21 protein-coding genes, 2 tRNA genes and 1 pseudogene are annotated in these 26,555 nt (G+C 37.4%); 5 read left to right on the top strand and 19 right to left on the bottom strand.

Translation table 11 applies throughout. The features are described 5' to 3' along the window. Window positions 1-22 precede the first annotated feature (22 nt). From PVV70_RS04270 to PVV70_RS04220, 11 genes are all read right to left on the bottom strand, one after another. A complete protein-coding gene (locus PVV70_RS04270) occupies window positions 23-214 on the bottom strand; it encodes a hypothetical protein (protein WP_273758058.1) in 192 nt (63 codons plus the stop codon). A gap of 1,314 nt (window positions 215-1,528) precedes the next feature. Next, window positions 1,529-2,032, bottom strand: a complete 504-nt coding sequence (locus tag PVV70_RS04265; protein WP_074380593.1) for a DUF6622 family protein — start codon at window positions 2,030-2,032, stop codon at window positions 1,529-1,531. Between the two features lies 1 nt (window position 2,033). Further along, window positions 2,034-2,435 carry a hypothetical protein gene (locus PVV70_RS04260; protein WP_273758056.1) on the bottom strand — a complete coding sequence of 134 codons (402 nt, stop codon included), beginning with the start codon at window positions 2,433-2,435 and terminating at the stop codon, window positions 2,034-2,036. A gap of 454 nt (window positions 2,436-2,889) precedes the next feature. After that, window positions 2,890-3,804, bottom strand: a complete 915-nt coding sequence (locus PVV70_RS04255) for a hypothetical protein (RefSeq protein ID WP_273758055.1) — start codon at window positions 3,802-3,804, stop codon at window positions 2,890-2,892. 2 nt (window positions 3,805-3,806) lie between these two features. Then, the gene (locus PVV70_RS04250; RefSeq protein WP_012231114.1) at window positions 3,807-4,694 is read right to left on the bottom strand and encodes a hypothetical protein; all 888 of its coding nucleotides are present in this window, start codon (window positions 4,692-4,694) and stop codon (window positions 3,807-3,809) included. Then, window positions 4,687-5,520 carry a hypothetical protein gene (locus PVV70_RS04245; RefSeq protein ID WP_273758054.1) on the bottom strand — a complete coding sequence of 278 codons (834 nt, stop codon included), beginning with the start codon at window positions 5,518-5,520 and terminating at the stop codon, window positions 4,687-4,689. Before PVV70_RS04245 ends, PVV70_RS04250 begins: the two co-directional genes overlap by 8 nt. Before the next feature lie 137 nt (window positions 5,521-5,657). Then, the gene (locus tag PVV70_RS04240) at window positions 5,658-5,813 is read right to left on the bottom strand and encodes a hypothetical protein (protein WP_273758053.1); all 156 of its coding nucleotides are present in this window, start codon (window positions 5,811-5,813) and stop codon (window positions 5,658-5,660) included. Continuing rightward, a complete protein-coding gene (locus PVV70_RS04235; RefSeq protein ID WP_273758052.1) occupies window positions 5,810-6,709 on the bottom strand; it encodes a hypothetical protein in 900 nt (299 codons plus the stop codon). The genes PVV70_RS04240 and PVV70_RS04235 overlap by 4 nt, the downstream gene beginning before the upstream one ends. 88 nt (window positions 6,710-6,797) lie before the next feature. Then, entirely contained in the window at window positions 6,798-7,112 is a 315-nt protein-coding gene (locus PVV70_RS04230; RefSeq protein WP_273758051.1) for a hypothetical protein, read from the bottom strand. Window positions 7,113-7,657: 545 nt separating this feature from the next. Then, window positions 7,658-7,734 (bottom strand) — tRNA-His (locus PVV70_RS04225). Window positions 7,735-7,873: 139 nt separating this feature from the next. Next, complete coding sequence (locus PVV70_RS04220) at window positions 7,874-8,956, bottom strand: quinone-dependent dihydroorotate dehydrogenase (RefSeq protein ID WP_273758050.1); 1,083 nt, start codon at window positions 8,954-8,956, stop codon at window positions 7,874-7,876. 1,245 nt (window positions 8,957-10,201) lie between these two features. Here PVV70_RS04220 and mscL point away from each other — a divergent pair. Next, the gene (gene mscL, locus PVV70_RS04215; RefSeq protein ID WP_273758049.1) at window positions 10,202-10,609 is read left to right on the top strand and encodes a large conductance mechanosensitive channel protein MscL; all 408 of its coding nucleotides are present in this window, start codon (window positions 10,202-10,204) and stop codon (window positions 10,607-10,609) included. 18 nt (window positions 10,610-10,627) lie between these two features. On the opposite strand, the gene PVV70_RS04210 is transcribed toward mscL, so the two are convergent. Continuing rightward, window positions 10,628-12,328, bottom strand: a complete 1,701-nt coding sequence (locus PVV70_RS04210) for an ATP-binding protein (RefSeq protein WP_273758048.1) — start codon at window positions 12,326-12,328, stop codon at window positions 10,628-10,630. 1,146 nt (window positions 12,329-13,474) lie between these two features. Next, window positions 13,475-16,069 (bottom strand): DNA translocase FtsK, encoded by a 2,595-nt coding sequence (locus tag PVV70_RS04205; protein WP_273758047.1) that lies wholly within the window; start codon window positions 16,067-16,069, stop codon window positions 13,475-13,477. A 462-nt stretch (window positions 16,070-16,531) separates the two neighbouring features. Between PVV70_RS04205 and PVV70_RS04200 the strand changes: the two genes are divergently transcribed. From PVV70_RS04200 to rpoH, 3 genes are all read left to right on the top strand, one after another. After that, the gene (locus PVV70_RS04200; RefSeq protein WP_273758046.1) at window positions 16,532-17,962 is read left to right on the top strand and encodes an aldehyde dehydrogenase family protein; all 1,431 of its coding nucleotides are present in this window, start codon (window positions 16,532-16,534) and stop codon (window positions 17,960-17,962) included. A gap of 29 nt (window positions 17,963-17,991) precedes the next feature. After that, on the top strand, window positions 17,992-18,996 hold the full coding sequence (locus PVV70_RS04195; RefSeq protein ID WP_273758045.1) for an RluA family pseudouridine synthase: 1,005 nt from the start codon (window positions 17,992-17,994) through the stop codon (window positions 18,994-18,996). Between the two features lie 149 nt (window positions 18,997-19,145). Beyond that, the gene (gene rpoH, locus PVV70_RS04190) at window positions 19,146-20,030 is read left to right on the top strand and encodes an RNA polymerase sigma factor RpoH (protein ID WP_273758044.1); all 885 of its coding nucleotides are present in this window, start codon (window positions 19,146-19,148) and stop codon (window positions 20,028-20,030) included. 189 nt (window positions 20,031-20,219) lie between these two features. Here rpoH and PVV70_RS04185 read toward each other — a convergent pair whose 3' ends face one another. From PVV70_RS04185 to PVV70_RS04175, 3 genes are all read right to left on the bottom strand, one after another. After that, window positions 20,220-21,641 (bottom strand): hypothetical protein, encoded by a 1,422-nt coding sequence (locus PVV70_RS04185; RefSeq protein WP_273758043.1) that lies wholly within the window; start codon window positions 21,639-21,641, stop codon window positions 20,220-20,222. A gap of 238 nt (window positions 21,642-21,879) precedes the next feature. Further along, the gene (locus PVV70_RS04180; protein WP_273758042.1) at window positions 21,880-23,169 is read right to left on the bottom strand and encodes an adenylosuccinate synthase; all 1,290 of its coding nucleotides are present in this window, start codon (window positions 23,167-23,169) and stop codon (window positions 21,880-21,882) included. Window positions 23,170-23,556: 387 nt separating this feature from the next. Then, window positions 23,557-24,720 carry a phosphoserine transaminase gene (locus PVV70_RS04175; protein ID WP_273758041.1) on the bottom strand — a complete coding sequence of 388 codons (1,164 nt, stop codon included), beginning with the start codon at window positions 24,718-24,720 and terminating at the stop codon, window positions 23,557-23,559. Window positions 24,721-25,121: 401 nt separating this feature from the next. Between PVV70_RS04175 and PVV70_RS04170 the strand changes: the two genes are divergently transcribed. Beyond that, window positions 25,122-25,197, top strand: a tRNA-Phe gene (locus PVV70_RS04170). A 100-nt stretch (window positions 25,198-25,297) separates the two neighbouring features. On the opposite strand, the gene PVV70_RS04165 is transcribed toward PVV70_RS04170, so the two are convergent. From PVV70_RS04165 to PVV70_RS04155, 3 genes and pseudogenes are all read right to left on the bottom strand, one after another. Further along, entirely contained in the window at window positions 25,298-25,666 is a 369-nt protein-coding gene (locus tag PVV70_RS04165) for a helix-turn-helix domain-containing protein (protein WP_273758040.1), read from the bottom strand. A 112-nt stretch (window positions 25,667-25,778) separates the two neighbouring features. Then, window positions 25,779-26,048, bottom strand: a pseudogene (locus tag PVV70_RS04160) (type II toxin-antitoxin system YafQ family toxin). Between the two features lie 2 nt (window positions 26,049-26,050). Continuing rightward, window positions 26,051-26,296, bottom strand: a complete 246-nt coding sequence (locus PVV70_RS04155) for a hypothetical protein (RefSeq protein ID WP_273758039.1) — start codon at window positions 26,294-26,296, stop codon at window positions 26,051-26,053. Between the last annotated feature and the right edge of the window lie 259 nt (window positions 26,297-26,555).

Raw genomic sequence — 26,555 nt, 5'->3', positions numbered from 1 at the left:
TTGCGCTTCTCCGTTACGCTTATTATAAAATGTGTCTATGAATATTTCTTTTGTACGTCGCAATTCCTTTTATCCTATTTATTTCTGTGTCCTCTGCAAATTTACTTTCATGCAAAGTGTCATATAAGCTGTTCTCTTTATTTTTCAAAGTTTCTTGTGCTTGTTTTCTCTCTTTTCGCTTACGCAAATCATCTAGACCAATTCCAATTACCATATTTTGATATTTTGCCTTGCTTTGCAAGAGCAATAATTTCGCGCTCTAAATTGGCGCGCTGTTTCGCATAATTAAAGACGGCGATTTTCTATTTCCTCTTGTGCACTATTATGGCACTTACAAATATTATCAGCAAGCTTATCAATTGGCACAAGCCCATCCCCAATATGGCTATATTCTGGTGCCTGTCACATTTCTGACAAATCGAAGAGCTGAATCTCCAATTTGACGATGTCACCATGGATAATTTTAAAATTGCTTCACATGCGGCATAGCCAAACACAATCTAGAAAAAAACTCAATAATGACGGTGTCTGCCAACTATATGCCTAAGCTTGTTGTTACTATAAGCCTACTGCACGCCCAAGCTTACAGGTTTGCATCTTATGTCTCATCATAAGATGCACTTGCACACTCAAAAGCAGAAATTCTCTATTCCATTGAAAATAAAGCAATAAATCTAAAAAATACCTTTTTAGATAAGATCTCTGCTCATTAAGACGCTTTGGCTTTTTTGAACAAAAAAAGAAAAACACGAGAGAAAGGCTTTTTGTTTTGTTACCACTCACACGTGAAAAAAACCAAGAAGTGCAGAGTTCTTAAGGGCAATAAACAAAAGAAATGAGAATAGTTGCACAAAGCTAAATGGTACTGCACGCGATACACCGGTGCTAATGTTCTCTTAAAAAACACACAGATAATTAATCAGTTTCAAAAAAACAACCTTACCAATGAAGTACTAGCGAGAGGGTTGCATGCACAACGCAATAATGACACACTGATCCCGCAAGCGTGCTTCACATATCGTACGCGTAGCCTGTACGGAGTCTGCCGCTCCTAAATACTCAAACGTAACGCCACTGGGTCGTACAACCCTTAAACACCGGTTCCACCCCTATCATAATGCTTGACAAAAGCATCATGCCATCATAGCAACCGCTTTGCATATAGGTTTCACAACATAGTTCTACAAATTGTTGACGCATTGCCAAGCTAACAGTTTTCTTGCCCACCTACGCCAATGAGACCATCACGATCCTCTTTTTGAATCGTAAAACAAAATGATTTACTATCAGCGATAAACCATCTGCTCAAAGTCCAACTAGCTTAAACTCATAGCATTCTAAACCTTTAGGCTCGCCCTTCCCCCAAGGGGGCATAGTCAGATATATCACTTCCCTCACGTATTCACGCGCTGGGACAAGAATCTGAAACTATGAGGCAACGCTGCATTTGTATGCAGCGTTGTTGTTAGGTATAAGCTTCTATTGAGATAGTTCTGATGGGAAGCACCCACAGCTAATGGTATAGGGATTAATTTGGATTCTTTCGAAATGCTATATATAAATTTAATGTGCCGCCCCACAACACACCACCAGTAAACCCACTTAAAAGACCAAAAAGAAGGTTAAAATCAAATGCATATTTCAAATCAGGTACAACCTTGAGAAAAACAATCAATGTGAATTTGATGACAAAAGCGATAAGAATAAATGTCAGCGTCAACGGCGTACCAGGCAGAATAATGAAATCCGTTCCCTCTTTGATTTTTAAACGCGCAGTAGCACGCCAGAGCAACCAGCCAACGCCAAAGCCGATCATCAGCCCTGCCAACATTGCGATTGCTCCCCAGCGTGGGAAAGCCAGCTGGTTAATCACATCGCTTGCGCCCAAAAAAAGAAAGACTAACGGCAAGAGAAAAAGGCGGTAAACCTTCGTTTCCCTATCTTTCAATGCGATTATTCCCCTCGCAATGAGAAAAATAAGCAAAATCCAAGCCCATAAAGGGGTTCCAGTCAGAATGTTAAACAATGACATATTATGCTCCATGATGTTTGATGCGATAAAAATATTGCATGATGTTAGGAAGATATTTAGAAAAAAGAATACCAGTACAAATTAAACCCATAGTGATTAACCAAATCTGGGGGGGCCATGTAAAAAAAGCCACTAGAAGACCATTGGCAAAAAAGATGATTACCCAAATCCATGTAATATATTTATTGATGAGATAAAATAGGATATGTTTGCGTTTTTCTTCAGAAACACCAGCACTGGCATAAAAAATGGTAAAGGGTTTCTTTACCAGCAAGCTCATCAATGAAACCAGAGCAAGTGACAGATAGCAAAAAACTGTGGGGTAGTTCAGTAAAAGTGTAGACCATCCAGCGAAATAATTAACAAACAGGACAATAACTGTCAGAATGTTCGTAATCATCATGAGCTCCCCCCGTCGGACAATTTTAATATTCACAGCAATAATGGACAATAAAATCACAGTCAAGATGAGAGAGCATTCGACCAGAGTTAAAACGTTTCCATTGATAACCCAGGAGTAAATACTCCACGGAATAAAGAGACTATTATGTTAAACACGGTGCATCCTCCTTGCAATAATGCGTCATCGCCGCCTCAAGATTCCCATCTTCAATCTCATGGAGGATAATAGAAAGGAGGACACTAGAAAGTTACACGATAGCATATTTGCAAACTTCCATATGCGCGTGGCCAGTGGCACACCCTCCCCCCAATTAGTGCAGAAATGACGTCGCTCTTGGTACTGGACGCGTTACCTCGGTGCTAACCTTCTCTATTTTTTTGCAGAGCAGAAAGCGCGTATCAGGCTCTCTAGCCATACTTAGAGTACGCAAAGTTATTCATCACTCTACAACACTTTAAGCGCGCAATTTTATGTTTTGTATTAAAGGATTTTTGCTTTCAAAATATACGAACAACATCACACAAAGTAGAATAAACAAGCTGCCCCCAACATTAAACCAAACCTTGCCTGTAACCATCACTGTTGCACCGAAACAGTTAACAATAGCGTGGACAAAAAAAGGCGCACACGCATAAAATTTAGAGCGCGTAACAACACTACGATACGCCAAGCATGTGTTTAAAATATGCATGAGTATGACGCTCATTAAAGCACACAAAAAAATACTCGCTTGCGTCCAGGAATAAAAAATTACATATTCACTGGCTAATAAGCTAGATCGAATAGGCCAGCCATTATAAACAAGGAAAGGCCCGAGCGCCTTGTAAACTAATTCGCATAAACCCCAGCCTATGCCAATATTCAGCGGCAAACGCCACAAAAAACTAGGCGAGCACCGATAAAACTTAGTAACTAACAAACGACGCATGGCTTCTTCTGCTACAACAAAAAAAACCGTAAATGTTAAAAATAAAAAAACAAGCGCCAGCCCCTGCTCTGCACGACTCTTGGTTTCAACAATATTCATCATATAAAGCGTTTTTATTACAGATTGCTCCCAAAAAGCAAGAAGCCCGCCACCAATGCAGCTAGCAACAAACCATCCCACAGCACCGGCGACAACCAATTTGAACTTCAGAAAATGATGAAACACACATAGAAGAAAAACAACGCCAAGCACTTGCAGCAAACGTAAGGCATCAAGTTTATGTTCTGTTTCCCAGTAACGCCATACTAACAGCACAATCACCCCAAAAACTATGCCGCTCAACAGCACATTTATCCAACTAAATGTAGAGCGAAAAAAATTATAAATGACAGCGCCATAAATAAGGCCTGCGAGAAGCGAGGTAATAAATAAAACCAACATTATTATGCCCCCTCATTTACTACAGCGTAACTGCTATTTTTCTTCATGGATAATCTGTCTTGCACAAAATCATAAATTTGCCGCATAAGAGCAAACATAAGAATAGTAGCGATTGTATAATGCCCAATTGCAAGAAGTTCTGGCTCAGCGGCCCGCCATGAAAAGCGCGCCCAAGCCGCCAAGCATTGTAAAAGCAGGATAAGAACAAAAAAACGCCATTTCTTGTCAAGGCAAACCAAAAGCATTAAGAAAGTTGATAAAAGACTCAGACCTATAATAAACGCATAATATATTACCGTCTCAAGTAAAAAAAGTAAGGCGTCCCTATCAAGACTAAAGGCCCCTTTTAGGATCTTCACAGCTTCTGGTAGAGATGTAAGCAGTGCAAGCCCTATAGCAGCCCCCCAAATTCCTATTCCCACGCCCAGTGCTGCCTCTACACCATTGCCATTATCTTCTGCCACCCAATGAGAGAGCAAAAAAAACTGCATAATCGCCATGCTTATAGGGAATAGACCAACAGCAAAAACAATATTAGGCGTACTATAAGCAGCAAAATCAAAAATCAAACTGCCTATCATACGCATAAAGCCGTATAGAAAAAAAATCAAAAGCACATAACAACCAGCGCTTGACCCAATAATCGCCTTCGTGCCTTTAAACGCTTTAACCAAAGAGAGTAACCAGCGGTACCCCAATATAAGCGAAAGCGCCAAAACACAATAAGGAAAATAACTCACAGCGCCATAAACATAAAGAAAAACAAGACACAAAACAACGAGCAAGAAAACCAAATGTTCAACCAATGTTTTTTTCTTCATCAAAGGAAAAATAATCAGCACCAGACAAAAAACGGCGCCGATAACAGATAATGTCAATTTGTCAAGCATTATAGTAAGCCTCAGAAATAGAATTTATTAATATTGCGTAGTCTGAAGAAATGCCAAACATAGACAAAAGACCAACAGCAAAATGAATTACAAAAGGCAGATAGAAATAGGCCTTTCGCTTATCTTCGAAACCAAGATACATAAAGCGCGTATTTACAACATGCATCAATACAATCATGCCCGCGGCAATAAGATAGCTGATCGCTTGTGGACAGGATTCAAATGCGACATAGCCCGCCATTTGTGGCTCCCTATCAACACGGTAATTCAAGTAAAGAAAAAGAGCTGGGAGGGTCTTATAGCATAAGTCTAGAACACCCCAGCCCAGCCCGAAATAAAGGACCTCACGCGCAGCTAATTCTGGCTTATATACGCGAAGCAACCACAAACGCAAAAGCTCCGTAGTTAAAACTGATATCAAAAGGATAAAAAAGGGATAGCTTGCAGCAACCAAACTCATGTAATGCACCACCTGCTGCTGGCTATTATGAGCAGCAGACAAAGCAGGCAATGGCAACAAAGAGCTCAAATATACAAAACCTGCCCCAATACACAAGGCAGCAACTGTACCACAGAATCCAAGAACTAAATATTTATATAAGGAGCGCTCGTGCAGAATTAAAAGCATGCCAAGATAACATACCAAAAGCAAAGATAAGTCTGGAAGCCCACTTTCACTATGTGGATAAGCGAAGATGATAGCGCAGGAAAGACCAGCTAGCCCCCCAAAAATGACGCGCTCGCCCAACAAGCCATTGTTTTTAAGGACACGAGGGCTGGAACTTATCCCAAAACTAAGCAGCATTCCAAAAATTAAGTCAGTCATATAATTTCCCTAAGGCGCCTTGCCCTCCCAAGTATACCAAGATATTATTGTGGGAGAGCCCCCCCTGCTAAGAGGCTGATAGCGTACCCCTTAGCAAGGACTTTATCTTGTTCACAAAGCTAGGTCAAACAACAATTTCACCATTTAGAGCAAGCACAATCCCAACCAGCTTTAGCAATACCTGCGGCTGCGCCACGGACCCCGGCTACTATTGCTCCAGAAACTGCCCCTCTTGGGAGGGTTGCTCTAGGCTTTAGGATAACCCAAAGAACTACAGCCTCCTGTCTTCTCACTCAGTTTTCCTTTTAAACGGGTTAATCACGCTAAGCTTCACATTCTTTGATTTAATGTAACGCGCGTACACATAAACAACATACATCAAACAAATCCACCTTATAACCATTCTATACTTATCATCTGTATGAACAAACGCTACAGAATAAGAAACAAAGAGGCTAAAAAACAGCTCTGCAAGAACATCAAGGACCAACCAATAATATTTCTTTGTAGTAACAAAGAGAACCATCAAAAATGTCAAAAAAACTTGGCCCGTTAGAATAGCGAAACCAAACACTGCATAATCAAACATTTTTTTCACTGCCTCCCTGTTTGCAAAACCTATCTGTTGATAGATTTCTCGAAGGTCTGATAAAAGCAGTGATGACACAAAAAAGATGCCTATGGCAAACCCACAGCCAATGCAAATGCTTAAATCTAGCACTGACATAGATTTTTCCTTCAAAGCTTTAGCAATTAGGACATAGCGAGCACCCGCTATCATCAACGGAATAATGAAAAGCAGATAAATATAGCTCGAAAGCTGCAGATCAAAAAAATCTAACAGAAGGTCATCACCCATAACAATAAAACCAGCAGCGATGAAAAAAATGGGGCAACTTGCGATGATGGCCAAACTAAAGCACTTTATATTGTTTACTATATTGGGTATAAATTCCATGCAAAAAGAAAGAAAGAACATAATTATAGCAACATGAGAAGATGTTATCGGCACATCATCTATATACTCAAAGATATATATGATGGGAAGAACAACCAATGCCGCCACTATGAATGCAACCATGCTCCCTTTGTATAACATGCTTTTTCCATTAATAGCAATAGTTTTGAAGAATAGATACATGCCAAACCACAGACAAAAATAAGCGAGCACTAAACCAAACGCGCCCATAGCTCCTCCTGTGTAATATTCCAAACATAAAGGTGGCACCTTTTACAGCACCACCGTTCTAGGCTTTAGGATAACCCAAAGAACTACATCAATAAAAGTGCATCAACCCATGACCTGAATTAGCCATAGATTGACCCAACACCTGTGCGCCACACTGGAAAGCAGCCACACCATAACCACCATAACCGCCTATGGTGTCTCCGAATTCATTGCCTACAATTTGCCCAAAGCTTGCTGAGGTCATTGCAGCATAAGGATTACGCCCTACCGCTGCTCCTATGAAAAGACCACCCGCAAAGCCAACCTTACCACCATACTTGCTACCAAACGCAAAACCAGAGTTATATTTGCTACTAAAATTATCGGCACTGCAATAATCGTACGAACTACTTGAAAATCTCATTTATTTTCTCCAATTTAGTGTATAGATAAACTCCCCCAAGTTTACTTATGTCCCCGCGCCAGAATGGCCTACCCATAATCAACCACCGAAACACCCCTGGAGATATGAATGCACTTTCATGCAAGTTCATATTTATAATATAGAGTTACAAAGTCAAGGAAATTGTGTCAAAAATATGGTGTATTTTAGTAAATTTATGTTTACTTATTTTATGTGTTTAAACTTAATGATTTATATTATGAGCAATAATAATGAAAGGCAAATAAGATTCTCTTTGTTTACAAAATATACTAAAAGTATATAAATATACTGATAGAGATATTTATTGTTACAATTGCAATCAGAATCGTAGATTTAATTAACTCATTTATATTTCAAGCGATTATTGATCGTATCATTCCTTTTTGGGCAAAATTTGAGAAAAATCATCCACGCAAGGTCTCTGCTCCGTGACGGCTCACACGCAAAAAAGACCGCCAAGCGTGGCTTTTAACCGCCTCACAAAACGCCAAAAATAAGAATTAGAAAAGTTGTAACAAGACAAATGGTACGGTTGGTGGGATTTGAACCTACGACCTCTGGTGCCACAAACCAGCGCTCTAACCAACTGAGCTACAACCGCATAAAAGAAAATGTATCATAACTGTTCACGATTTCGTAAACAGTTATTCCTATGCTTATGTGACATAAGGAAAATCAACAAAGTTTGCAAGCCCCTTTAAAAAAATCTCGCAATTTTTTGTGAAGAAAAAAGCGTTTTTTTACAAAGAACATTTTGCCCAATGCTCAAGACTATGATCACGATAGTCTTTTATGTTATCAACACCGTCTTGTTGCATCATCTGCAAAATCTCTTGCAGAATAGTTATGACAAGATTTGGACCTTCATAAACCATCCCACTATATAGTTGAATTAAATCTGCACCTGCTTTTACTTTTTCCAAAGCGGTCTCAGCATCCTTTACACCGCCAACACCAATAATGGCAATCTCCTTCCCTAATTTTTGACGCATTTTTGCAAGCACAATCGTAGAACGCTCAAAAAGTGGACGTCCAGAAAGCCCCCCCTCTTCATTACTGAGGTGACTATTGCTAAGACCTTGGCGTGAAAGAGTTGTATTCGAAACAATCAGTCCATTAAAATCAGAAAGTTTTATTTCTTCAGCAACATCATCTAATTCTTTCTCTGATAAATCGGGAGCAATTTTTAAAAAAATGGGAATGGAGAATCCATGCTTGTTCTCTTGCTCTTTTCGCGCTTTCGAAATTGCATTCAACAAAAGATGCAAACTGTCACGGGCCTGTAAATCACGTAAACCTGGTGTATTAGGAGACGAAATATTAACTGTAAAATAATCAGCAACATCATAAAAACGAGCAATACCAACAGTATAATCATCAATCTTATCGACCGTATCCTTATTGGCTCCAATGTTGACTCCTACAACACCTGTTTTTTTACACGCACGCAATCTATTGTAAACAACTTGATGTCCATCATTATTAAAGCCCATTCTATTAATAATCGCTTCATCTTCTTTTAAACGAAAAAGCCGTGGTTTAGGATTTCCAATCTGAGGCTTTGGTGTCACTGTCCCAATTTCAGTAAAACCAAATCCTAAACGAAAAATACCATCCACAACCTCTGCATTTTTATCAAACCCCGCTGCAAGACCAATAAAATTTTTAAACTTAAGCCCTGCAATAGTTACACTCAATCGCTTATCAACAATCTTTTGACAACCGCTTAATCCACTTTTCAATCCAACAATCGCTAAGCGGTGCGCATGCTCTGGATCTAACATAAATAAAGCAGAACGGCCAATACAACGAAAAAAACTCATCAATCCTTCTCCATAACACAAAAATGATCCATCACACCTCACATATACCTTTTAACACAAAAGATCGCCAAGAGAGCATATTATTCAAATAATATCTCCCCTTCTATTAAGAATAGTTCATCACGTCATCATCATTCGCGTGGATATTTATGAACCCTGAATAAAAAAAATTATTCTGGAAAAAACATTTCTCTCTTTTACACTTGTTCAGTTAGCTAAATATGTATCTAAATCCTAAATCTTATAAAATGTAAAATGCCCGTACGAGTTGAGATATCAATGCCTCTTCACCAAACCATAATCTTATCTCTTGCAAGCAAGCTCGTAATATCTTTAAAAAGGCAAGAAAATTATCTCTATTCCCAAGGTTCTTTTATGTCATTAAAGTTTCTTTGTGTAATTTTGTGTCCCCAAAAACAAAGCTTGTTCTATAAAGCTGTTTTCCTCATAAATTTATAGAATATACGGTTCGTAAAATCATCTACATTTATGCCATTACTACACCATTAAATTAGCAGCATGGTTTATACTGTATTAATAAAATTTTGAAAAATCTGTGTTGCTTCCTTTGCTGTTGCTATTGATTATAGAATGAACCTATCATACCAGAAACTTCTAAACCAACATGCTCTTGCAAACTCTATAGTTCTGCTATCTATAAATTGATACAATCTTCCAGCCAATAATAATATGCTTGCTTGCATCAAAATGATGATCACTTTCAAACTATGCAACACAGTATAAAGAGCTTTTAGATCATCTTATGCCCCTAATTTCTCTATCGCTTGTTGAATTAAGAGGAACTATCTGGCACTATAAATTTTACTCCCGCCTTATCTATCCATTTCTCCCATCAGTACTGAAATATAATTTTTATTCTCAATTCTCTTTTTATGCCAAATATAATACTTCATTCGAAAAAGTTCCTGATATATCAACTCTCAAAACTTCTAACTTTGTGGTACTATGTAAAATTTTCTTTTTTAAATGTTATCATAAAGATGCGAGAAAATTATATAACTTTTCGTTGGAAAAAGCAGATACAGTTTTTATCAAAAAAGCTGTTCTCTACGAAATATATACATTCAAATAGACTCCATAGAGCTCTTTATTAAGCCTCATAAAATTCTTGGAAAATAATATTAATGTTGTAGTATACTCCTAAAAATAAAATCTGCCCTTTCCTTTTTCATCAAAAGCGGTAAGTAGATTACCGTATATCGCTTATATAAAGGGGAAACCGCAATGTTTAAAGAATTCAAAGAATTTGCCCTAAAAGGTAATATGATTGATCTTGCTATTGGTGTGATTATTGGGAGCGCTTTTGGTAGCTTAGTCAACTCAATTGTCAATGATATTTTTATGCCAATCATTGGACTTATTACAGGTGGAATTGATTTTTCTAATATGTTTATTCAACTTGCTGGCGAAAAACAAGCGACATTGAGTGCTGCCAAAGCAGCTGGAGCAACCATTAGCTACGGGCACTTTATCACTTTACTTATCAACTTTCTCATTATTGCTTGGGTTCTCTTTTTATTCGTTAAAGCTATGAATAAAATCCGTAGAAAAGAAGAAGAAAGCCCCAAAAAAACGTCTTCAGAAGAACAGCTTTTAACAGAAATTAGAGATCTTTTGGCTAAGAAAAAATAATTTTATGCAAGATTTACATCATGGAACACGAGGAAAAAACATTTCCACAGTTGTTCCATGATTGGGTTTTGAGAATAATAAAAATTGCCCCCCACTTTCTTCCACCATTGCTTTACACATTGGGAGGCCTAAACCTGTTCCTATAAAAGCGCTATCGCCAGATCGTCCATCTTTGCGCTCTACTTGACCATAAGGTTGCAGTGCCTTTATAATCTCTTCTTCGTTCATCCCTATACCATTATCACTCACTGAAATTTTTATGCGTTCTTTTCTATAAGAAACATGAATAATAATCTGACCACCCAGAGGTGTAAAACGAATGGCGTTGGAAAGAAGATTCCATATAATCTGGCGAAACATTTGTTGTGATACAGGAATAAATGGAACATGTGGTGGAGCAACAATGCGCATGATAATGCCGTTATGATTGGCTTGATTTTCAAGAAAAGCTATCGTCGCACGTAAACAAGATATCACATCAAATGTTTCAGAAATAAGCGAAGAATCAATCTGGTTATTGGAACCAGAATAATTGATCTTCGAACATTCTAGTAATTGATTAATTAGTGATAATATATGTTTTCCAGAGGAAATAATATCGCGCAAATATCCATGGTAACGTTCATTGTCTATCAAACCAAAACGGCCCTCTCTCATAATTTCTGCAAAACCAATAAGGGCATTCAAAGGTGTTCGTATTTCATGAACAACGCCAACGATTTTATTCTCTTCTGCTTTTTTTTCTTCTGATGAAACTGTTTTTATCATATCACGCAACATAACAGCATAATTGCCTTGCTGTGCCAAAAATACAATCGTTATAAGAACGGTTCTATTTTTATGACTTTTCGTCATTAAATCAGCTGTTTCATTGCACTTTAAAACATGATTTTTCCCCTTCATACGGATTACTTTAAAATATTTTTCAACCAAAAAGCGGCTTTGCAAAGTAAAGAGTGAAGAGAGTGGCTGTCCTCGTAGTTCATTTATTTCATAACCTATTAATGCTAAAGCAGCCTTACTTGCCGATTGAATAAAGCCCTGTTCATCTAACCATAAAACACCATCTGTTGCTGTCTCCAACAATGATAAAACTGCAGCAGGTTCTTTTATGAGCACTTGTTCTATAGCATTTACTGGCAATGTTTGTGGATGTGGTAACTGGATAGCTGTTTCTTCAACAAAATTCTCTTCTTTTATCGATGAATTCAATTCATCACGTAACTGCTCTGCAATCTCACGAAAAGCTGAGCGTTCTATCTCCGTAAGACGTGGCATTTCTGTCGCCAGCTTTTCATCTCTTTTTTCTTGAACTTTTTCTTGTATTTTTAAAACACCAAAGCCACAAAACCCCTTAAGCTGCTTTTTAACATCAAAAATTGGCGAAGCCGATAATTCAACATCAAGCCATTGTGAGCTACCATCAATGGACCATTGAACAATTTCTTTACTCCACGGCATGGCTGCTTCAATAAAATGACTGAGAACCAAATATCTCTCATCATTAAATTGATGAGCAAGCTCATGAAAACTACAGCCTAAAATAGAAGAAGAGAGAGGACCAACAACTTCAGCTAGCTCTTTTGAGACTTCACTAAATAAACCATTGTGATCAATTTTCCACGTAAAAGGTCGAGGCAAAAGCTCTGGTATAAAACAAAAAGCTTCTTGCTTACATTCTAATTCACTTGTACTTAACTCATCTGCTTTTAATGACATAACTAAAACTAAAAAAGTGTTGGATTAACTCTCAAACGAATAATGCTCATTTATTTAAAAATACCTGCTCTCATTAAAATAACTTGATATCTCATTATCAATTATCTGTAGCAAAATTTTGACTGTTTCACCCACAAACCAAGAGTAAAAAGAATCTTCCAACACTGTTGCTTATTCACCTATTATTGTAACAAAGCTTGTTACAAAGAAAAATGCCTCTCACATAAAATAGTACTCTCAGAAGAATATACTTGCGTACTCATACACCTGTCTTAAAGAGACAGCTTGTTCCAAACTTATTTTATGGCAGTATCAGTAAATGTTGTAATATAAAGGCCCCATAAAGGATATCAAGGCAGTATGCTTTACCTCTTTATCCTTCTAAAAGAACTCGCTCGCACTATTATTATACTCGTCTAGTCCATAATATAGTATAGCCAATGGCTCTTGTGTTTGAAAATGTTCTAAGAGGCATTTTTATTCCTTTTAACTGTTTTTTACCCTCCGCCGCTTCTACTATGGTGTACAAAAAACGGTTTTGATTGTTTCAATATAAACAGAGTTGAGACGAGAGAATTTTACGATACTTGAGACTTTTATTCAATAGGCATAAAGACAAATTATCATTACAATTCAATATATTGTATTATCCAATACCTGAAATTAAAAAAAATTCAAATAAAGTTTCCCGTCACTACACCCTATCTTGCACCAAAACATCAAATGATCATAAATTCAGCGTAGCGTTTTAAAATATCCTAGATCTTTTGGGACTTTTCTTATGATGTTTTCCAGAATACTTTAAAGCCCCTTTTTTCATCAAAACCACTATAGAAAAAAACAAAAAATATACCACTTGAATATTTGACCAAAGAATCTTTTTGTAATCATAAAAAAGAACAAAAATCATCTGTTCTCCTATAAAGATTTATTTCATTTATTCACATTCAGGGCCCTTTAGAAATATTAAAAAAATCTTCGCCCTTTTGTATCAGCCTGTTCTCCGCATGAGCAGTTAAAAGGTTGCTTTATTATTCTCTACTCAATTTTTTAATAGGGCTCTCAAAAAAGTAAACCATGTATTGGCCCTTTAAATAATGACTGTCAGACATTTTAAAAATCGCATATTTTTATAAATATGCTCGTTTATTTTCCTTCATTGAGTAAAATTTCACGTTTTCCAACGTGATTGGCGGCTCCCACAATGCCTTTTTCTTCCATACGCTCAACAAGAGAAGCTGCTTTATTATAGCCGATTGAAAGACGACGCTGTATATAAGATGTTGAACATTTTTTATCACGCATAACAATCTTTACAGCTTGGTTATAAAGTCTCTCACTCTCTTCATCAAAATTTTCTTCCTCAGAAATTTCAGCCGTTGAATCAGTAGAAACATCCTCATTGTTTTCGTCTTCATTATCCGTGACCGTTGCTAAATAATCAGGTTTTCCTTGCATTTTAAGATGAGCAACAATCGATTCAACTTCTTCATCAGAGACAAAAGGTCCATGAACGCGTACAATGCGCCCCCCACCTGCCATATGAAGCATATCTCCTTGACCTAAAAGCGTTTCAGCCCCTTGTTCACCTAAAATCGTACGACTATCAATTTTTGATGTAACCTGAAAAGAAATGCGGGTAGGAAAGTTTGCTTTAATTGTCCCCGTGATAACATCAACAGAAGGACGCTGTGTTGCCATAATCAGATGGATACCTGCCGCACGCGCCATTTGCGCTAAACGCTGAATGGCATTCTCTATTTCTTTCCCTGCCACCATCATAAGATCAGCCATCTCATCAACAATCACGACAATATAAGGAAGCTGTGTAAGATCCATGGCTTCTTCATGATAAAGCATTTCCCCTGTTTCTTTATCAAAACCCGACTGTACAGTACACATGATCGTTTCGCCTTTTTGAGCCGCAAGTGCAACGCGCGCATTAAAACCATCAATATTACGCACACCTAATTTCGCCATTTTGCGATAACGCTCTTCCATTTCTCGAACCGCCCATTTTAAAGCAGTAACCGCTTTTTTAGGATCTGTTACAACAGGTGTTAAAAGATGTGGAATGCCATCATAAACAGAAAGCTCTAACATTTTAGGATCAACCATGATCAAACGACATTGCTGAGGCGTCATTCGATAAAGAATCGACAAAATCATTGTATTAATTGCAACAGATTTTCCTGATCCGGTTGTTCCTGCAACCAATAAATGAGGCATTTTTGCTAATTCTGCAATAACAGGTTCACCATTAATCCCTTTCCCCAAAGCAAGAGCAAGCTTAAATTCACTTTCACGAAAAGAACGCGTTTGGATTAATTCCCGTAAATAAACAGTTTCACGAACCGCATTAGGCAACTCAATCCCAATAACATTCCGTCCAGGAATAACAGCAACGCGTGTAGAAATAGCAGACATAGAGCGTGCAATATCATCAGAAAGATTAATAACACGCGATGACTTTACACCTGCAGCAGGCTCAAATTCATACATTGTTACCACTGGCCCCGGATGAACATGGATAATTTCACCCTTAATGCCAAAATCTTCCAAAACGCTTTCCAAAAGCCCAGCACCACGTTCTAATGTTTCCTGAGGAATCATCGTCCCTTCATGAAAAACAGGTTTCTGTAATAAATTAATCGGAGGGAATTCATAAACATCACAGTCAATAGATTGAATATTTTTCATAAAAGAAGAATTATAATTGCTTGATGGTGCGCGGGTAGATTGCAATGTTTTCGTTTTACCGCTTTCTTGCATCACAGACAATTCTTTTGAATTCTCTGTGACATCCTTTGTTATGCAATCGATCTTTGTTATGCAATCGATAGCATTATGGGCGACAGCATTATGGGTTTCTTCAATCTCTATAGCATCCCCAGTGTCACTTAGCACTTCAGTATCATTTAACATATGAACATAATCTTCAACAAAAAGCTTAGAATGACACTCCTTAGACCCCTTCATAGAATCATTATTCGTATTCATTAAATCAGAAATTTGCTCAACGCTTCTCATCCTTTCCGCTGGAGTGTCTGATGTAATTGAATCATAGAGTTGCGGAAAGCGGTATTCAAGTACACGGTAAAGAGCTGTTATTGACTCATCAAAAACAGAAGGAACATCAAGTATCCTTTCATTTGTCGTATCAATCGATGTGCCATCCTCTTTTGAAGTTTGAGTATCTACATGTTCAAATATCAAAGATCCACACTCAAAAAATGCATCATCAGAAAGATGTAAAGCAGGCTTTATTTTTTGTAGCACATTTTTTACTTGTAATTCATGCTCTTGTTTATCTTCCTCAAGGGGGATATTGGCTGATTGTATGCTAATCGTTTGCTGTGACAACTTCTTTAAAACTGTTGAATGAAAAACTGAGGTTTTATTTTCTATCGATTGCGGATTAATGGCTTTTTTTGTCGATGGAATATTTGTTGTTTTCTTGTTAGAATGTACAATATCTGTAATTTTTTTTCCATCTTGCTTCGTAAAAATTTTAAACTGTTGTGCAAAAATTGGATCTGTTTCTATACGACGACGCAAAATCTCAACTTCTGGGGTTCGTGTAAAACGGACATTTTTTCCGAGGGTAAATGCCTTTTTCCACACTTCCGGATAAGGAAATATCTCTGTAATCTTAATAGATGAATCTTCTCTTGATGCACCTTTCGTACCATCATCAGACAAAGAAGACGTAGAAATAGATTTTGTTTTCGAATTATGCATGGGCACCCAACAAATTTATAGCAATGAGAAAAATGATCTTTTCAAAAAGAATTTATAGAAGCTATCATATGAAGGTTAATAACCTTTTGCTGATGGTTATTTTTTAATGAAAAAAATAATTCAAAATGCATAATATTTTCTTTTAAAGTTTATGACAGAAATTGCTAAGGTTTATAGTGTCTTATCATGCGTATTCCATTTATTTTAAAGAAAACTTCATGATAAAAAGCGTCAAGAAAATTGTCTATATCCCTCTTCCCCTCCCATTTTATAAAAACGATGAGCCCCAATAATCAAACAGTTATAGAAGCATTGCTCTATTTAACGCTCCATATTTGATGATCATAATACAATCAATTTCTCGCGTTTTCATAAGATTATCCTTGTTATCCTCGTTTAAAAAGGCTTAGACTAGGATAATCATAATTACATAAACACAAAATAGAAAAAAGGGAGTGAATTATGTTTAATAAGCGGAAATTTTATATCAATGGTCTATGGGATGATCCAAGTACGCCTCACGATTTTGACGTCATTAATCCATCAACAGAAGAAGCTTGTGCTGTTATTAGCCTTGGAAGCACAAAAGATGCTGATAAAGCAATTAATGCAGCGAAAGAAGCGTTTCCAAAATGGAAAACAACTCTACCTCACGAGCGTCTTAAATTCGTTGAAAAAATTTTAGAGATCTACGAAAAACGTTCCAAAGACATGGCGAAAACTATTTCAATGGAAATGGGAGCACCAATTGATATGGCGCTTAATGCGCAAACCGCAACCGGCAGTTCTCACATTCGCGATTTTATCGAAGCTTATAAAGAGTTTTCATTCCAAAAAACTTTAATAAAGGGAAATGAGCAAGCAATCCTTCACTACGACCCTATCGGCGTCGTAGGATTAATTACGCCATGGAATTGGCCCATGAATCAAGTGACTCTTAAAGTTATCCCCGCTCTCTTGGCTGGCTGTACCATGGTGCTAAAACCCTCTGAAATTGCGCCTCTTTCTGCTATGCTTTTTGCTGAATTTTTAGATGAAGCAGCACTTCCGTCCGGTGTTTTTAATTTAATCAATGGTGATGGTGCAACTGTCGGCTCTTACCTTTCAGCTCATCCTGATCTAGAAATGATCAGCTTTACTGGTTCAACCAGAGCAGGAAAAGATATTTCTAAAAATGCCAGCGCTACTTTAAAAAGAGTCTGTCTGGAACTTGGAGGAAAAGGCGCAAATATTATCTTTGCTGATGCCGACTCAGATGCTATTCAGCGTGGTGTACGACATTGCTTTTATAATAGTGGACAAAGTTGTAATGCACCGACTCGCATGCTTGTAGAACAGAACATCTATGACAAAGCCATAAAAATAGCCAAAGATATTGCAGAAACGACAAAAGTAGGACCAAGCTGCCAAGAAGGTAATCATATTGGACCCGTCGTTTCAAAAAAACAATATGACAAAATTCAAGATCTTATCCAATCGGGCATTGATGAAGGGGCGACTCTTGTTGCAGGGGGAACCGGTTTACCTATAGGGATGGAACGCGGTTATTATGTCCGTCCAACAGTCTTTGCTGATGTAAAACCTCATATGCGTATTTTCAAAGAAGAAATCTTTGGTCCAGTTCTCTCGATTCTTGCCTTTAGGACAGAAGAAGAAGCCATCGCTTTAGCAAATGACACTGAGTATGGTCTTACAAACTATATTCAATCGCAAGATCGTAACAAATGTCGTCGTATTGCGGCACAAGTACGCTCTGGTATGGTAGAAGTTAACGGACATGGATTACCTGATGGAAGCTACTTTGGAGGTGTGAAATTCTCTGGGCGCGCCCGTGAAGGGGGACATTGGGGAATTAAAGAATTTCTCGATAGTAAAGCAATTTCATACTGGTAAAATCTTATTAAAAACTTAATAGGAATCGTATGGTCATACAGAAAATAACGGATGATGGTGCTCTTGGACAACGTCTTGATCAGTGGCTTGCAAAACAATACCATACTGTGCTCTCACGTTCGCGTTTGCAAACCCTCATCCGTGAAGGTTGCCTTAAGATTGATGGTCAATTAATAAAGGAACCAAAAACAAAATTAAAACCTAACCAAATAATTGAATTGGCAATGCCTGACCTTCGTGACGCAGAACCTAGCGCTGAAGCCATTGCATTGGACATTCTCTTTGAAGATGATCATGTCATTGTTATTAATAAACCAGCCGGTCTTGTTGTTCATCCTGGCAGTGGTAATTGGACTGGTACGTTGGTTAATGCCCTTATTTACCACTGCGGAAATAGTTTATCTGGTATCGGTGGTGTTAAGCGTCCTGGCATTGTCCATCGCCTTGATAAAAATACAAGCGGTGTTATGGTTGTTGCAAAAAATGATCTGGCTCATAAAGGTCTCAGTGCTCAATTTTCTGATCATGGACGGACCTGCGCACTAGATCGACGCTATCACGCTTTGATTTGGGGGATACCTCACCGCAATGTCTGGACAATTGATGCATCACTTGGCCGCTCACCCCATAACCGAACAAAGCAAGCTGTCGTCCAGAACCAAAATCCTTATGCTCGTCATGCTGTTACACATTTTTCACTGCTTGAAAAATATGGTACTCATGCAGAGTCGACGTCTTTTGCTAGTCTTCTGGAATGTCGTCTGGAAACCGGACGTACCCATCAAATCCGTGTTCATATGGCGCATATCGGACATCCTCTCGTCGGTGATACGGTTTATGGAAATGCTTTTAAAACAAAATCAAACACTCTTAATCCCACTCTTAAAAATGCAATCGATCAATTCAATCGACAAGCACTCCATGCCGCAAGTCTTACTTTTGAACATCCTTCTTCCGGTAAAATTATGTCGTTTTCCGCACCGCTGCCTCAAGATATGGCTAAACTTATTAAGCATTTTAAAAAAATGAATTGAAACTTTTTTCCATCTCAAGATTTCACAATAAAATATCTTTTTTTGAACAAAATTGAAAAATATGCTAAAGTGAAGTTACAAGGATAGTTGGCTATCTTAAACATAGAATTTGCCTTATTTAGGGAATTCAGACAAAAGGAGGGTGCTATATGGCCCATATGAATTTGTTATCAGTCATAACAGGTGATGGTGGATTAAACCGTTACTTGGAAGAAGTGCGTCGTTTTCCAATGCTTGAGCCAAAAGAAGAGTATATGCTCGCTCAGCGTTACCGTGAGCATAATGATTTAAAAGCTGCACATAGGCTGGTCACCAGTCATTTGCGTCTCGTCGCTAAAATTGCGATGGGATACCGTGGTTATGGTCTCCCCATTGGGGAAGTCATTTCAGAAGGTAATATTGGACTCATGCAAGCTGTTAAGCGCTTTGAACCAGAGCGTGGTTTTCGTCTTGCGACCTATGCAATATGGTGGATTAAAGCATCAATCCAAGAATATGTATTGCGGTCTTGGAGTTTGGTGAAAATGGGTACAACAGCCAATCAAAAGCGCTTGTTTTTCAACCTTCGTAAGTTGAAAAATAAACTTCAAGCACTTGATAGTGGCGATCTCAATGGAGAACAAATAAAAGAAATTGCAACCCAGTTGAATGTCACAGAAGATGAAGTTGTATCGATGAATCGTCGACTTGGTGGTGATACTTCACTCAACGCACCCCTTCGTACAAAAGAAGGAGAAAACAGCGAGTTGCAAGATTGGTTGGTGGATGAATCTAACAATCAAGAACAAATTTTAATTGAAAAAAGTGAATTGGAAAATCGTCGTTCCATGCTTGTCAATGCTATGGACAATCTCAATGACCGCGAAAAGCGTATATTCAAAGCACGTCGTTTAAATGATGTACCATTAACTCTAGAAGAGCTTTCTGGTGAATTTAACATTAGTCGAGAGCGAGTAAGACAGATTGAAATGCGTGCATTTGAAAAAGTGCAGAATTCTATCAGAGATTCTGCTTTATCTCAAAACCAAGTATAAAACTCTAGAATTAGGTATAAAGCCAATTGCTTGCACATTCTTAAATTGGAAATGAGAAAAGCATCAATTGGTTTTATACTTGTAAATGGACCTCTCAAATGAGTTATTGATGTGTGAGCTTTATTGAGTACGTTTAACTATAACGGATAAATACAGATGGTGAGAAATAATCTTTTATCTTATTTGCAGCTATGTTCTATTTTTTTGACCAAGAACTGTTAACTTATCTTGTTGTGCAAGCCATTTTCCAATAACTTCATTAAAAATAGACTCACCTGTTGGTCCTTTTGCAAAGGTTAATTCATTTATACGTCCGTTTTTATCCGTTAATACCAAACGCATCCAATTTAATTCTCGCATCAATTGTAAATTTCGGTCTAGAAACGGATGATTACCACTCAATGCAACAAGAAAAAAATCATCGTTAATCTTTGCAGATATAGTTCTTGTTAAAGCCTGCCCGATGGATTGTTCACTTGCTTTAAAGGTTAATGCTTGAACATTGCTTATAGCTTTACCTGAAAATTTATCAGAAAGAATAAAAATAAGGTCCATCATATATGCAGCAGGAAATGACCGATCGGTATTACGACGTAAAATTAACCGTAATGATAACCCTTCATCGGGAATTGTTATATCACCTTGTATAGCCATTTCTTCTGGAGCCCCCTTTACATGAGATTCCCTTATAAGCGTCCAGCGTGCGCTTCCCGTTGCTACCTTTTCTGCATCATAATTTGTACGTGCTTGATAAAAAACAGCTGCGCCTGATTTTTCAAGCGATTGCAAATTGCTGGCAACAACTTTTGAGATTCCTTCTTCATCGGAAGAATCTGCTGCTTGTTTTAAACCAACATCAACTTCACTCCCATCCTCTAATAAGCGTTGTGTTAACTTTCTCTTAACCGAAAGTACCTTTGGTACCCCCTGAGAAGCTTGAAGAGTTTCTCCTAACAACTGATGATCATTTGATACAAATACACGCCCCCCAATAAAAAAAATACCAACAGTTAAAACAACAAAACTCACAACAGAAATAGCACTTATCACAATACGCCTTTGCACCAATGATTTATTAGCACGACGTAAAGCTTGAGAAAAAATATGCGAAACAATATGCGGATTATCTTCTTGTGAAGGAGATACCTTTAACGCACAGCGATTAACATGCTCAGAAGGCAAATAAGCCTCCATATTAACAGGCTCTGCCTCTGGCATATCTGATACACAAAGCCCATCAAGTTCCTTATTATCCTTTAAGGTTTTAACAAGATTCTGCTTGCTTTTTATGTTTACCACTGAAAATTCATTATTCTTTGGTAATATAGCTCCTTTTGTATATTTTTTATCTTCATTTACATTTGTGGGATTCCACCCCATAACTGAAGAGAGCAACTTCTTTTCGACTGCTAAATATTCTTCTTCAACAGTTGTAATAGCACCTTGAAGAATCTTTCTTTGTTCATTTGCTATTGCTTGCGGTATTTTCGCTGTTAAAAATTGATGTTCTAATGTTTCGGTAGCCCGTTTATAAATCCGCTGACGCACTTGTGGTGTAACATTATTTTGCGCATTAATTGCCTTTTTTAAGATTCCAATGAAATCTACCATTTCCTCTATAATCTCTCTTAAACTGAGAAAAGAAACCCCAGCCCTAAAGCCAAAACACCTTTTAGCCTCATAAATTAATTGTCATTTATATTGGTGCAACTATCGTAATAGTGTAAAATGAATATGAAAAATAAACAACGTTATTTTACACCTTTCCCTCACGCGCTCTTAAAAAACGCTCTTTGTTAAAAGCCACAAAAATAAACAAAGAATCTATATGGAAGCCTAAAAACAATAATCAATTTCCAAAGGGATCTGTAATAAGAATAGTATCTTCACGTTCTGGACTTGTGGATAATAAAGCCACTTTTGTATTAATCAGTTCTTCGATATAGCGTATATATTTAACAGCCTGCACTGGTAAATCTTCCCACCTTAATGCATGAGCTGTTTTTTCCTTCCAACCCTCTAATGTTTCATAAATAGGTTTTACACGGGCTTGTGCTCCCATGGAAGAAGGTAAATAATCAACCTTTTTACCATCAAGCTCATAACCAATACAAATTTTTATTTCATCCAAACCATCCAGAACATCAAGTTTTGTCAATGCTATACCTTGAACACCACAAATTGTGACCATCTGACGAACTAAAACTGCATCAAACCAACCACACCGACGCTTTCGGCCCGTTACAACACCAAATTCATGCCCACGTTTCCCAAGAAATTCACCAATATCATTTATCTGCTCTGTCGGAAATGGCCCTTCTCCAACACGTGTGGTATAAGCTTTTGCAATACCCAAAACATAATGAATGACTCCAGTCCCCATCCCAGATCCTGTACATGCCTGCCCAGCAACTGTATTCGATGATGTTACATAAGGATAAGTTCCAAAATCATTATCGAGTAAAGCACCCTGCGCCCCTTCAAAAAGAATGTGCTTTCCCTCCCGATAGCCTTCATCTAAAAGACGCCACGTACAATCCATAAAGGGCAGAATTTTATCTGCAACTTGCATCAATTCATCATAAAGCGCTTGAGAATCAATCTCTGCAACACCCATCCCACGGCGCAAAGCATTATGATGCCTCAAAAGCCGCTCAATCTTAGCCATAAGTGTATCTTTTTCTGCTAAATCCATCACACGAATCGCACGACGTCCCACCTTATCTTCATAAGCAGGCCCAATACCACGCTTTGTTGTCCCAATTTTTAAACCTGATAAACCGCTTTCTCGAATTGCATCAAGATCACGATGCAAAGAAAGAATTAAGGGAGCATTTTCAGCAATCCGTAAAATTTCTGGTGTAATTTTTATACCCTGATCACATAGTTTTTTTAATTCTGCAACAAAATGATGAGGATCAACAACGACACCGTTACCAATGATTGATAACTTCCCACGCACTAAACCAGATGGTAAAAGTGATAATTTATAACTAACTCCATCAATAACCAATGTGTGGCCAGCATTATGCCCCCCCTGATATCTCACCACGATATCTGCTCGCTCAGACAACCAATCTACAATTTTACCTTTGCCTTCATCACCCCATTGTGTACCGACAACAACTACATTGGCCATAATTTTCTCCGTCGCGTGTTTGGTCAAAAAAACCAGCATTCAAAAACAAATACTTCTTTATAACGAAACCTTAGAGCAAGTGCGACTCCTCATTTCAGATTTTTCTCAATCTTCAAGTAATTAAATTTTCAAATTTATGATAATAAAGATAAGCAAATACCCCAATATTCTAAATCTGTTATTTTTACTACAAAAAGTAAAAAATTAGAGATTTCAATTTGTGTTTTGCCAACCCATGACAAATCATTCATTTCCCCTCTTAAGCTTTTACAGTTCATGTAAATTATTTAGAAGTTGTTTATCTGATACAAGAATACGAAAGATCATCATAATCTCTCATATCCTTTTTCTGTTTAAAAACGCATCGTGAAAATCACCGGTCATTATTTAAAGCTGTGCTTTTTCAACTTGGAACGCCCATTCAAGCCATTGTGTTAAAATTTCAAGATCGGAAGCCTCAATTGTTATACCCGCCCAAATTCGAAGCCCAGGAGGAGCATCGCGATACGAACCGATATCATAAGCAACACCTTCCTCATCAAGACGATTCACGACGGCTTTTATAAAAGATACTCGCTTTTCAGTATCTAAAGCAGTAATTACTGGATCCACAATATCTAAACAAATAGAAGTATTAGAACGCACTTCAGGATCTTTTGCCAAATATTCTAACCATGGTGTTTTACGAACAAAAGCATCAAATACAGAAAAATTTTTCTCAACCCGTGCTCTTAGTGCCGCTGCACCTCCTAGAGACTTTGCCCATTTCAACCCATCAAGAAAATCCTCAACACAAAGCATAGAAGGCGTATTGATTATCTTTCCTTTAAAAATATCTTCGTTCAATTTTCCATTTTTTGTCATACAGAAAAGTTGAGGCATAGGCCAAGCTGGAACATGATTCTCAAGCCTCTCAACAGCACGAGGACTTAAAATCACCATACCATGTGCTGCTTCACCTCCCAAAACTTTTTGCCACGAAAAAGTAACGACATCTAATTTTGAAAAATCAAGATATTGCGCAAAAGCTGCAGACGTTGCATCACAAATGGTCAATCCTGCCCGCTTATCCGGAATGAAATCCGCATTAGGAATACGCACACCAGAAGTTGTCCCATTCCATGTAAAAACAACATCACGATCAAAATTAAGTTGGGTTAAATCTGGTATTTCACCATATGGGGCTTCAAAACGGCGCACATCAGAAAGTTTTAATTGCTCAACAACATCTTTATTCCACCCAAATCCAAAACTTTCCCATGCCGCCATATCAATGCCACGCTCACCTAATAAAGACCATAGAGAAGCTTCAACAGCACCGGTATCTGAACCTGGCATAATTCCTATACGATGATCAGAAGGAACCTCAAGAATCTCACGGGTTAAATTAACAACTTCAGCAAGTTTTAACTCTGCTTCTCTCGATCTATGCGAACGCCCAACTAATGCATTTTTAAGAACATCAAAAGTCCAACCAGGCCGTTTGCTACAAGGACCTGAAGAAAAATTAGTATTCTTGGGACGACTGCTTGGTTTTTGTAACATTATCATTATTTCTCCCCTTTTAGATGTTTTGCTTCCTTTATAAAGAAAAACAAATTGTTATAAAGACTAATCAAGAGTCTTTTTAGAAAAAAGTCAAAAATGTTTTCTATTATTTCGTAGGCTTAAAAATCACGGAAACTTTGTAAAAAAATCTTTCTAAATCATGCCTCTCAATTGATTCTTTTATTTTTTTTCGTATCATCACCACGATAAGATAGCATTCTGATAACGATACACTAACGTATCACAACATACCTATCAAGTTTATTTTATGATACAGATTGATTGATAACTCTCTAGAATAGGGAGATAAACTTATTAAAAAATCAATTATTTTTCTTTTGATGACTGGACAGAGAAAATTTTAATGTTATAACCGCACACGCTCTATGTTTTTTATGAAGCATGCCCAGATAGCTCAGTAGGTAGAGCAGCGGACTGAAAATCCGCGTGTCCGTGGTTCGAATCCGCGTCTGGGCACCATTCTCTTTTTTATTCCTAATAATTTATTGTTTATACTAGTATTTTTAAAGGTAAGGGAAGCCCGAATAAAGTTAAGGGAATAGGATTTTGTGACGTGCCTCTATAGGACCCCTGTTTTTTTATCAAATTTCTCTAACAATTTTTTAAATCTTGTTAAGTCTTGTTGTGAAAAATTCTCTAAGCTTCTAACAAACATGCCAATAATTTCACAACGAAATGGATCTGAAGATTTGATTGTAAAACTCTTGCGACATGCATAGGCTTCTTTTCTTAACAATGAAGCCTTCTCTTGATCTAAACCGTACAGCTCTATGATCTTCTCTTCCACACCAACCGGTACTGATTTCTTGCCAATTTCTACAGAAGATAAAAACGCTACAGATATACCTAATGTCTTAGCCATATCTAAGAGGCGTTTTGAGTGATCAATGCGAAGTTTACGTAAAATTTTACCAAAAGATGTAACCATATAAAAAGCCTGTTAGAGAAGAAATATTTCTTCTGATTCTAACAAATCTTCTTGAAAAGTTCTTCAATTATTGCGAATCAAGAGTTCTTTTCGGGGATTGAGAATTAAATTCTTATCTAAATAAATCTGAATGTGTTCCTGTTCTATCAAAATGGACTCGGTCTTCATCAACTATATAAATTAGTAACCAATCGGGTTCTATATGAAGATCTCGACGGGGCTTCCAATTTCCTTGTAAGGCATGATCATTTAAAATAGATGGCAATTACTTCTTATGAATCAGAAGTTGCATAACTTCTGTAAGCTTTTGCATATCTTTTCCACGCTTTTTTGCCCGTTTTATATCCTTTTTAAACTTTCCTGAATAACTCACTGAACGCATAATTAGAGATCCAGTTGCTGGATTAAATCAGCTATATTTTCAGCATAAAAAACATCTTCATTTCTGTCCGTTTTATGAAAAGTTTCAAGCGTTTCCTTATTAGAGATCTTGTTGTTTTCAACATAAACACGAATAAGATCACGTAAAATCTGAGATGCGGGGCGGTGTTTTCTTTCAGCTATAGCCATAAACGCATTTTTTAGATTTATATCTACTTTAGCTGCTATAAGTTCACTTTTTACACTCATCACATTGCTTCTTTAGAACTTTAATGGTTATACATTATTTAACTTAGTTAAACATAATTTAACCTACCGTTAATATCAACCTTTTTTCTTTTAAAGGAAAGATTTTGTAGGCTCTAACTTTTTGTTATCCACTTTTTTAAATGTGAGAAGCTATTCCCTAATGCGTCCATGAAACGGGATAAATCAATTACAAACATAAAGACAATAAAGGCTAACCACTTCACAATACGTGACATCATCTTTAAGCCTTGATAGGTTT

Source organism: Bartonella sp. AU55XJBT (assembly GCF_028618525.1).
The sequence above is the reverse complement of the archived record's forward strand: the minus strand, read 5'-3'. Positions and strand labels throughout refer to the sequence as shown.

Excerpts from the sequence above, each read along its gene's own strand:
- PVV70_RS04270 (WP_273758058.1), bottom strand. The coding sequence starts at position 214 with ATGGTAATTGGAATTGGTCTAGATGATTTGCGTAAGCGAAAAGAGAGA.
- PVV70_RS04265 (WP_074380593.1), bottom strand. The coding sequence starts at position 2,032 with ATGTCATTGTTTAACATTCTGACTGGAACCCCTTTATGGGCTTGGATT.
- PVV70_RS04260 (WP_273758056.1), bottom strand. The coding sequence starts at position 2,435 with ATGATGATTACGAACATTCTGACAGTTATTGTCCTGTTTGTTAATTAT.
- PVV70_RS04255 (WP_273758055.1), bottom strand. The coding sequence starts at position 3,804 with ATGTTGGTTTTATTTATTACCTCGCTTCTCGCAGGCCTTATTTATGGC.
- PVV70_RS04250 (WP_012231114.1), bottom strand. The coding sequence starts at position 4,694 with ATGCTTGACAAATTGACATTATCTGTTATCGGCGCCGTTTTTTGTCTG.
- PVV70_RS04245 (WP_273758054.1), bottom strand. The coding sequence starts at position 5,520 with ATGACTGACTTAATTTTTGGAATGCTGCTTAGTTTTGGGATAAGTTCC.
- PVV70_RS04235 (WP_273758052.1), bottom strand. The coding sequence starts at position 6,709 with ATGGGCGCGTTTGGTTTAGTGCTCGCTTATTTTTGTCTGTGGTTTGGC.
- PVV70_RS04230 (WP_273758051.1), bottom strand. The coding sequence starts at position 7,112 with ATGAGATTTTCAAGTAGTTCGTACGATTATTGCAGTGCCGATAATTTT.
- PVV70_RS04220 (WP_273758050.1), bottom strand. The coding sequence starts at position 8,956 with ATGAGTTTTTTTCGTTGTATTGGCCGTTCTGCTTTATTTATGTTAGAT.
- mscL (WP_273758049.1), top strand. The coding sequence starts at position 10,202 with ATGTTTAAAGAATTCAAAGAATTTGCCCTAAAAGGTAATATGATTGAT.
- PVV70_RS04210 (WP_273758048.1), bottom strand. The coding sequence starts at position 12,328 with ATGTCATTAAAAGCAGATGAGTTAAGTACAAGTGAATTAGAATGTAAG.
- PVV70_RS04205 (WP_273758047.1), bottom strand. The coding sequence starts at position 16,069 with ATGCATAATTCGAAAACAAAATCTATTTCTACGTCTTCTTTGTCTGAT.
- PVV70_RS04200 (WP_273758046.1), top strand. The coding sequence starts at position 16,532 with ATGTTTAATAAGCGGAAATTTTATATCAATGGTCTATGGGATGATCCA.
- PVV70_RS04195 (WP_273758045.1), top strand. The coding sequence starts at position 17,992 with ATGGTCATACAGAAAATAACGGATGATGGTGCTCTTGGACAACGTCTT.
- rpoH (WP_273758044.1), top strand. The coding sequence starts at position 19,146 with ATGGCCCATATGAATTTGTTATCAGTCATAACAGGTGATGGTGGATTA.
- PVV70_RS04185 (WP_273758043.1), bottom strand. The coding sequence starts at position 21,641 with ATGGTAGATTTCATTGGAATCTTAAAAAAGGCAATTAATGCGCAAAAT.
- PVV70_RS04180 (WP_273758042.1), bottom strand. The coding sequence starts at position 23,169 with ATGGCCAATGTAGTTGTTGTCGGTACACAATGGGGTGATGAAGGCAAA.
- PVV70_RS04175 (WP_273758041.1), bottom strand. The coding sequence starts at position 24,720 with ATGATAATGTTACAAAAACCAAGCAGTCGTCCCAAGAATACTAATTTT.
- PVV70_RS04165 (WP_273758040.1), bottom strand. The coding sequence starts at position 25,666 with ATGGTTACATCTTTTGGTAAAATTTTACGTAAACTTCGCATTGATCAC.
- PVV70_RS04155 (WP_273758039.1), bottom strand. The coding sequence starts at position 26,296 with ATGAGTGTAAAAAGTGAACTTATAGCAGCTAAAGTAGATATAAATCTA.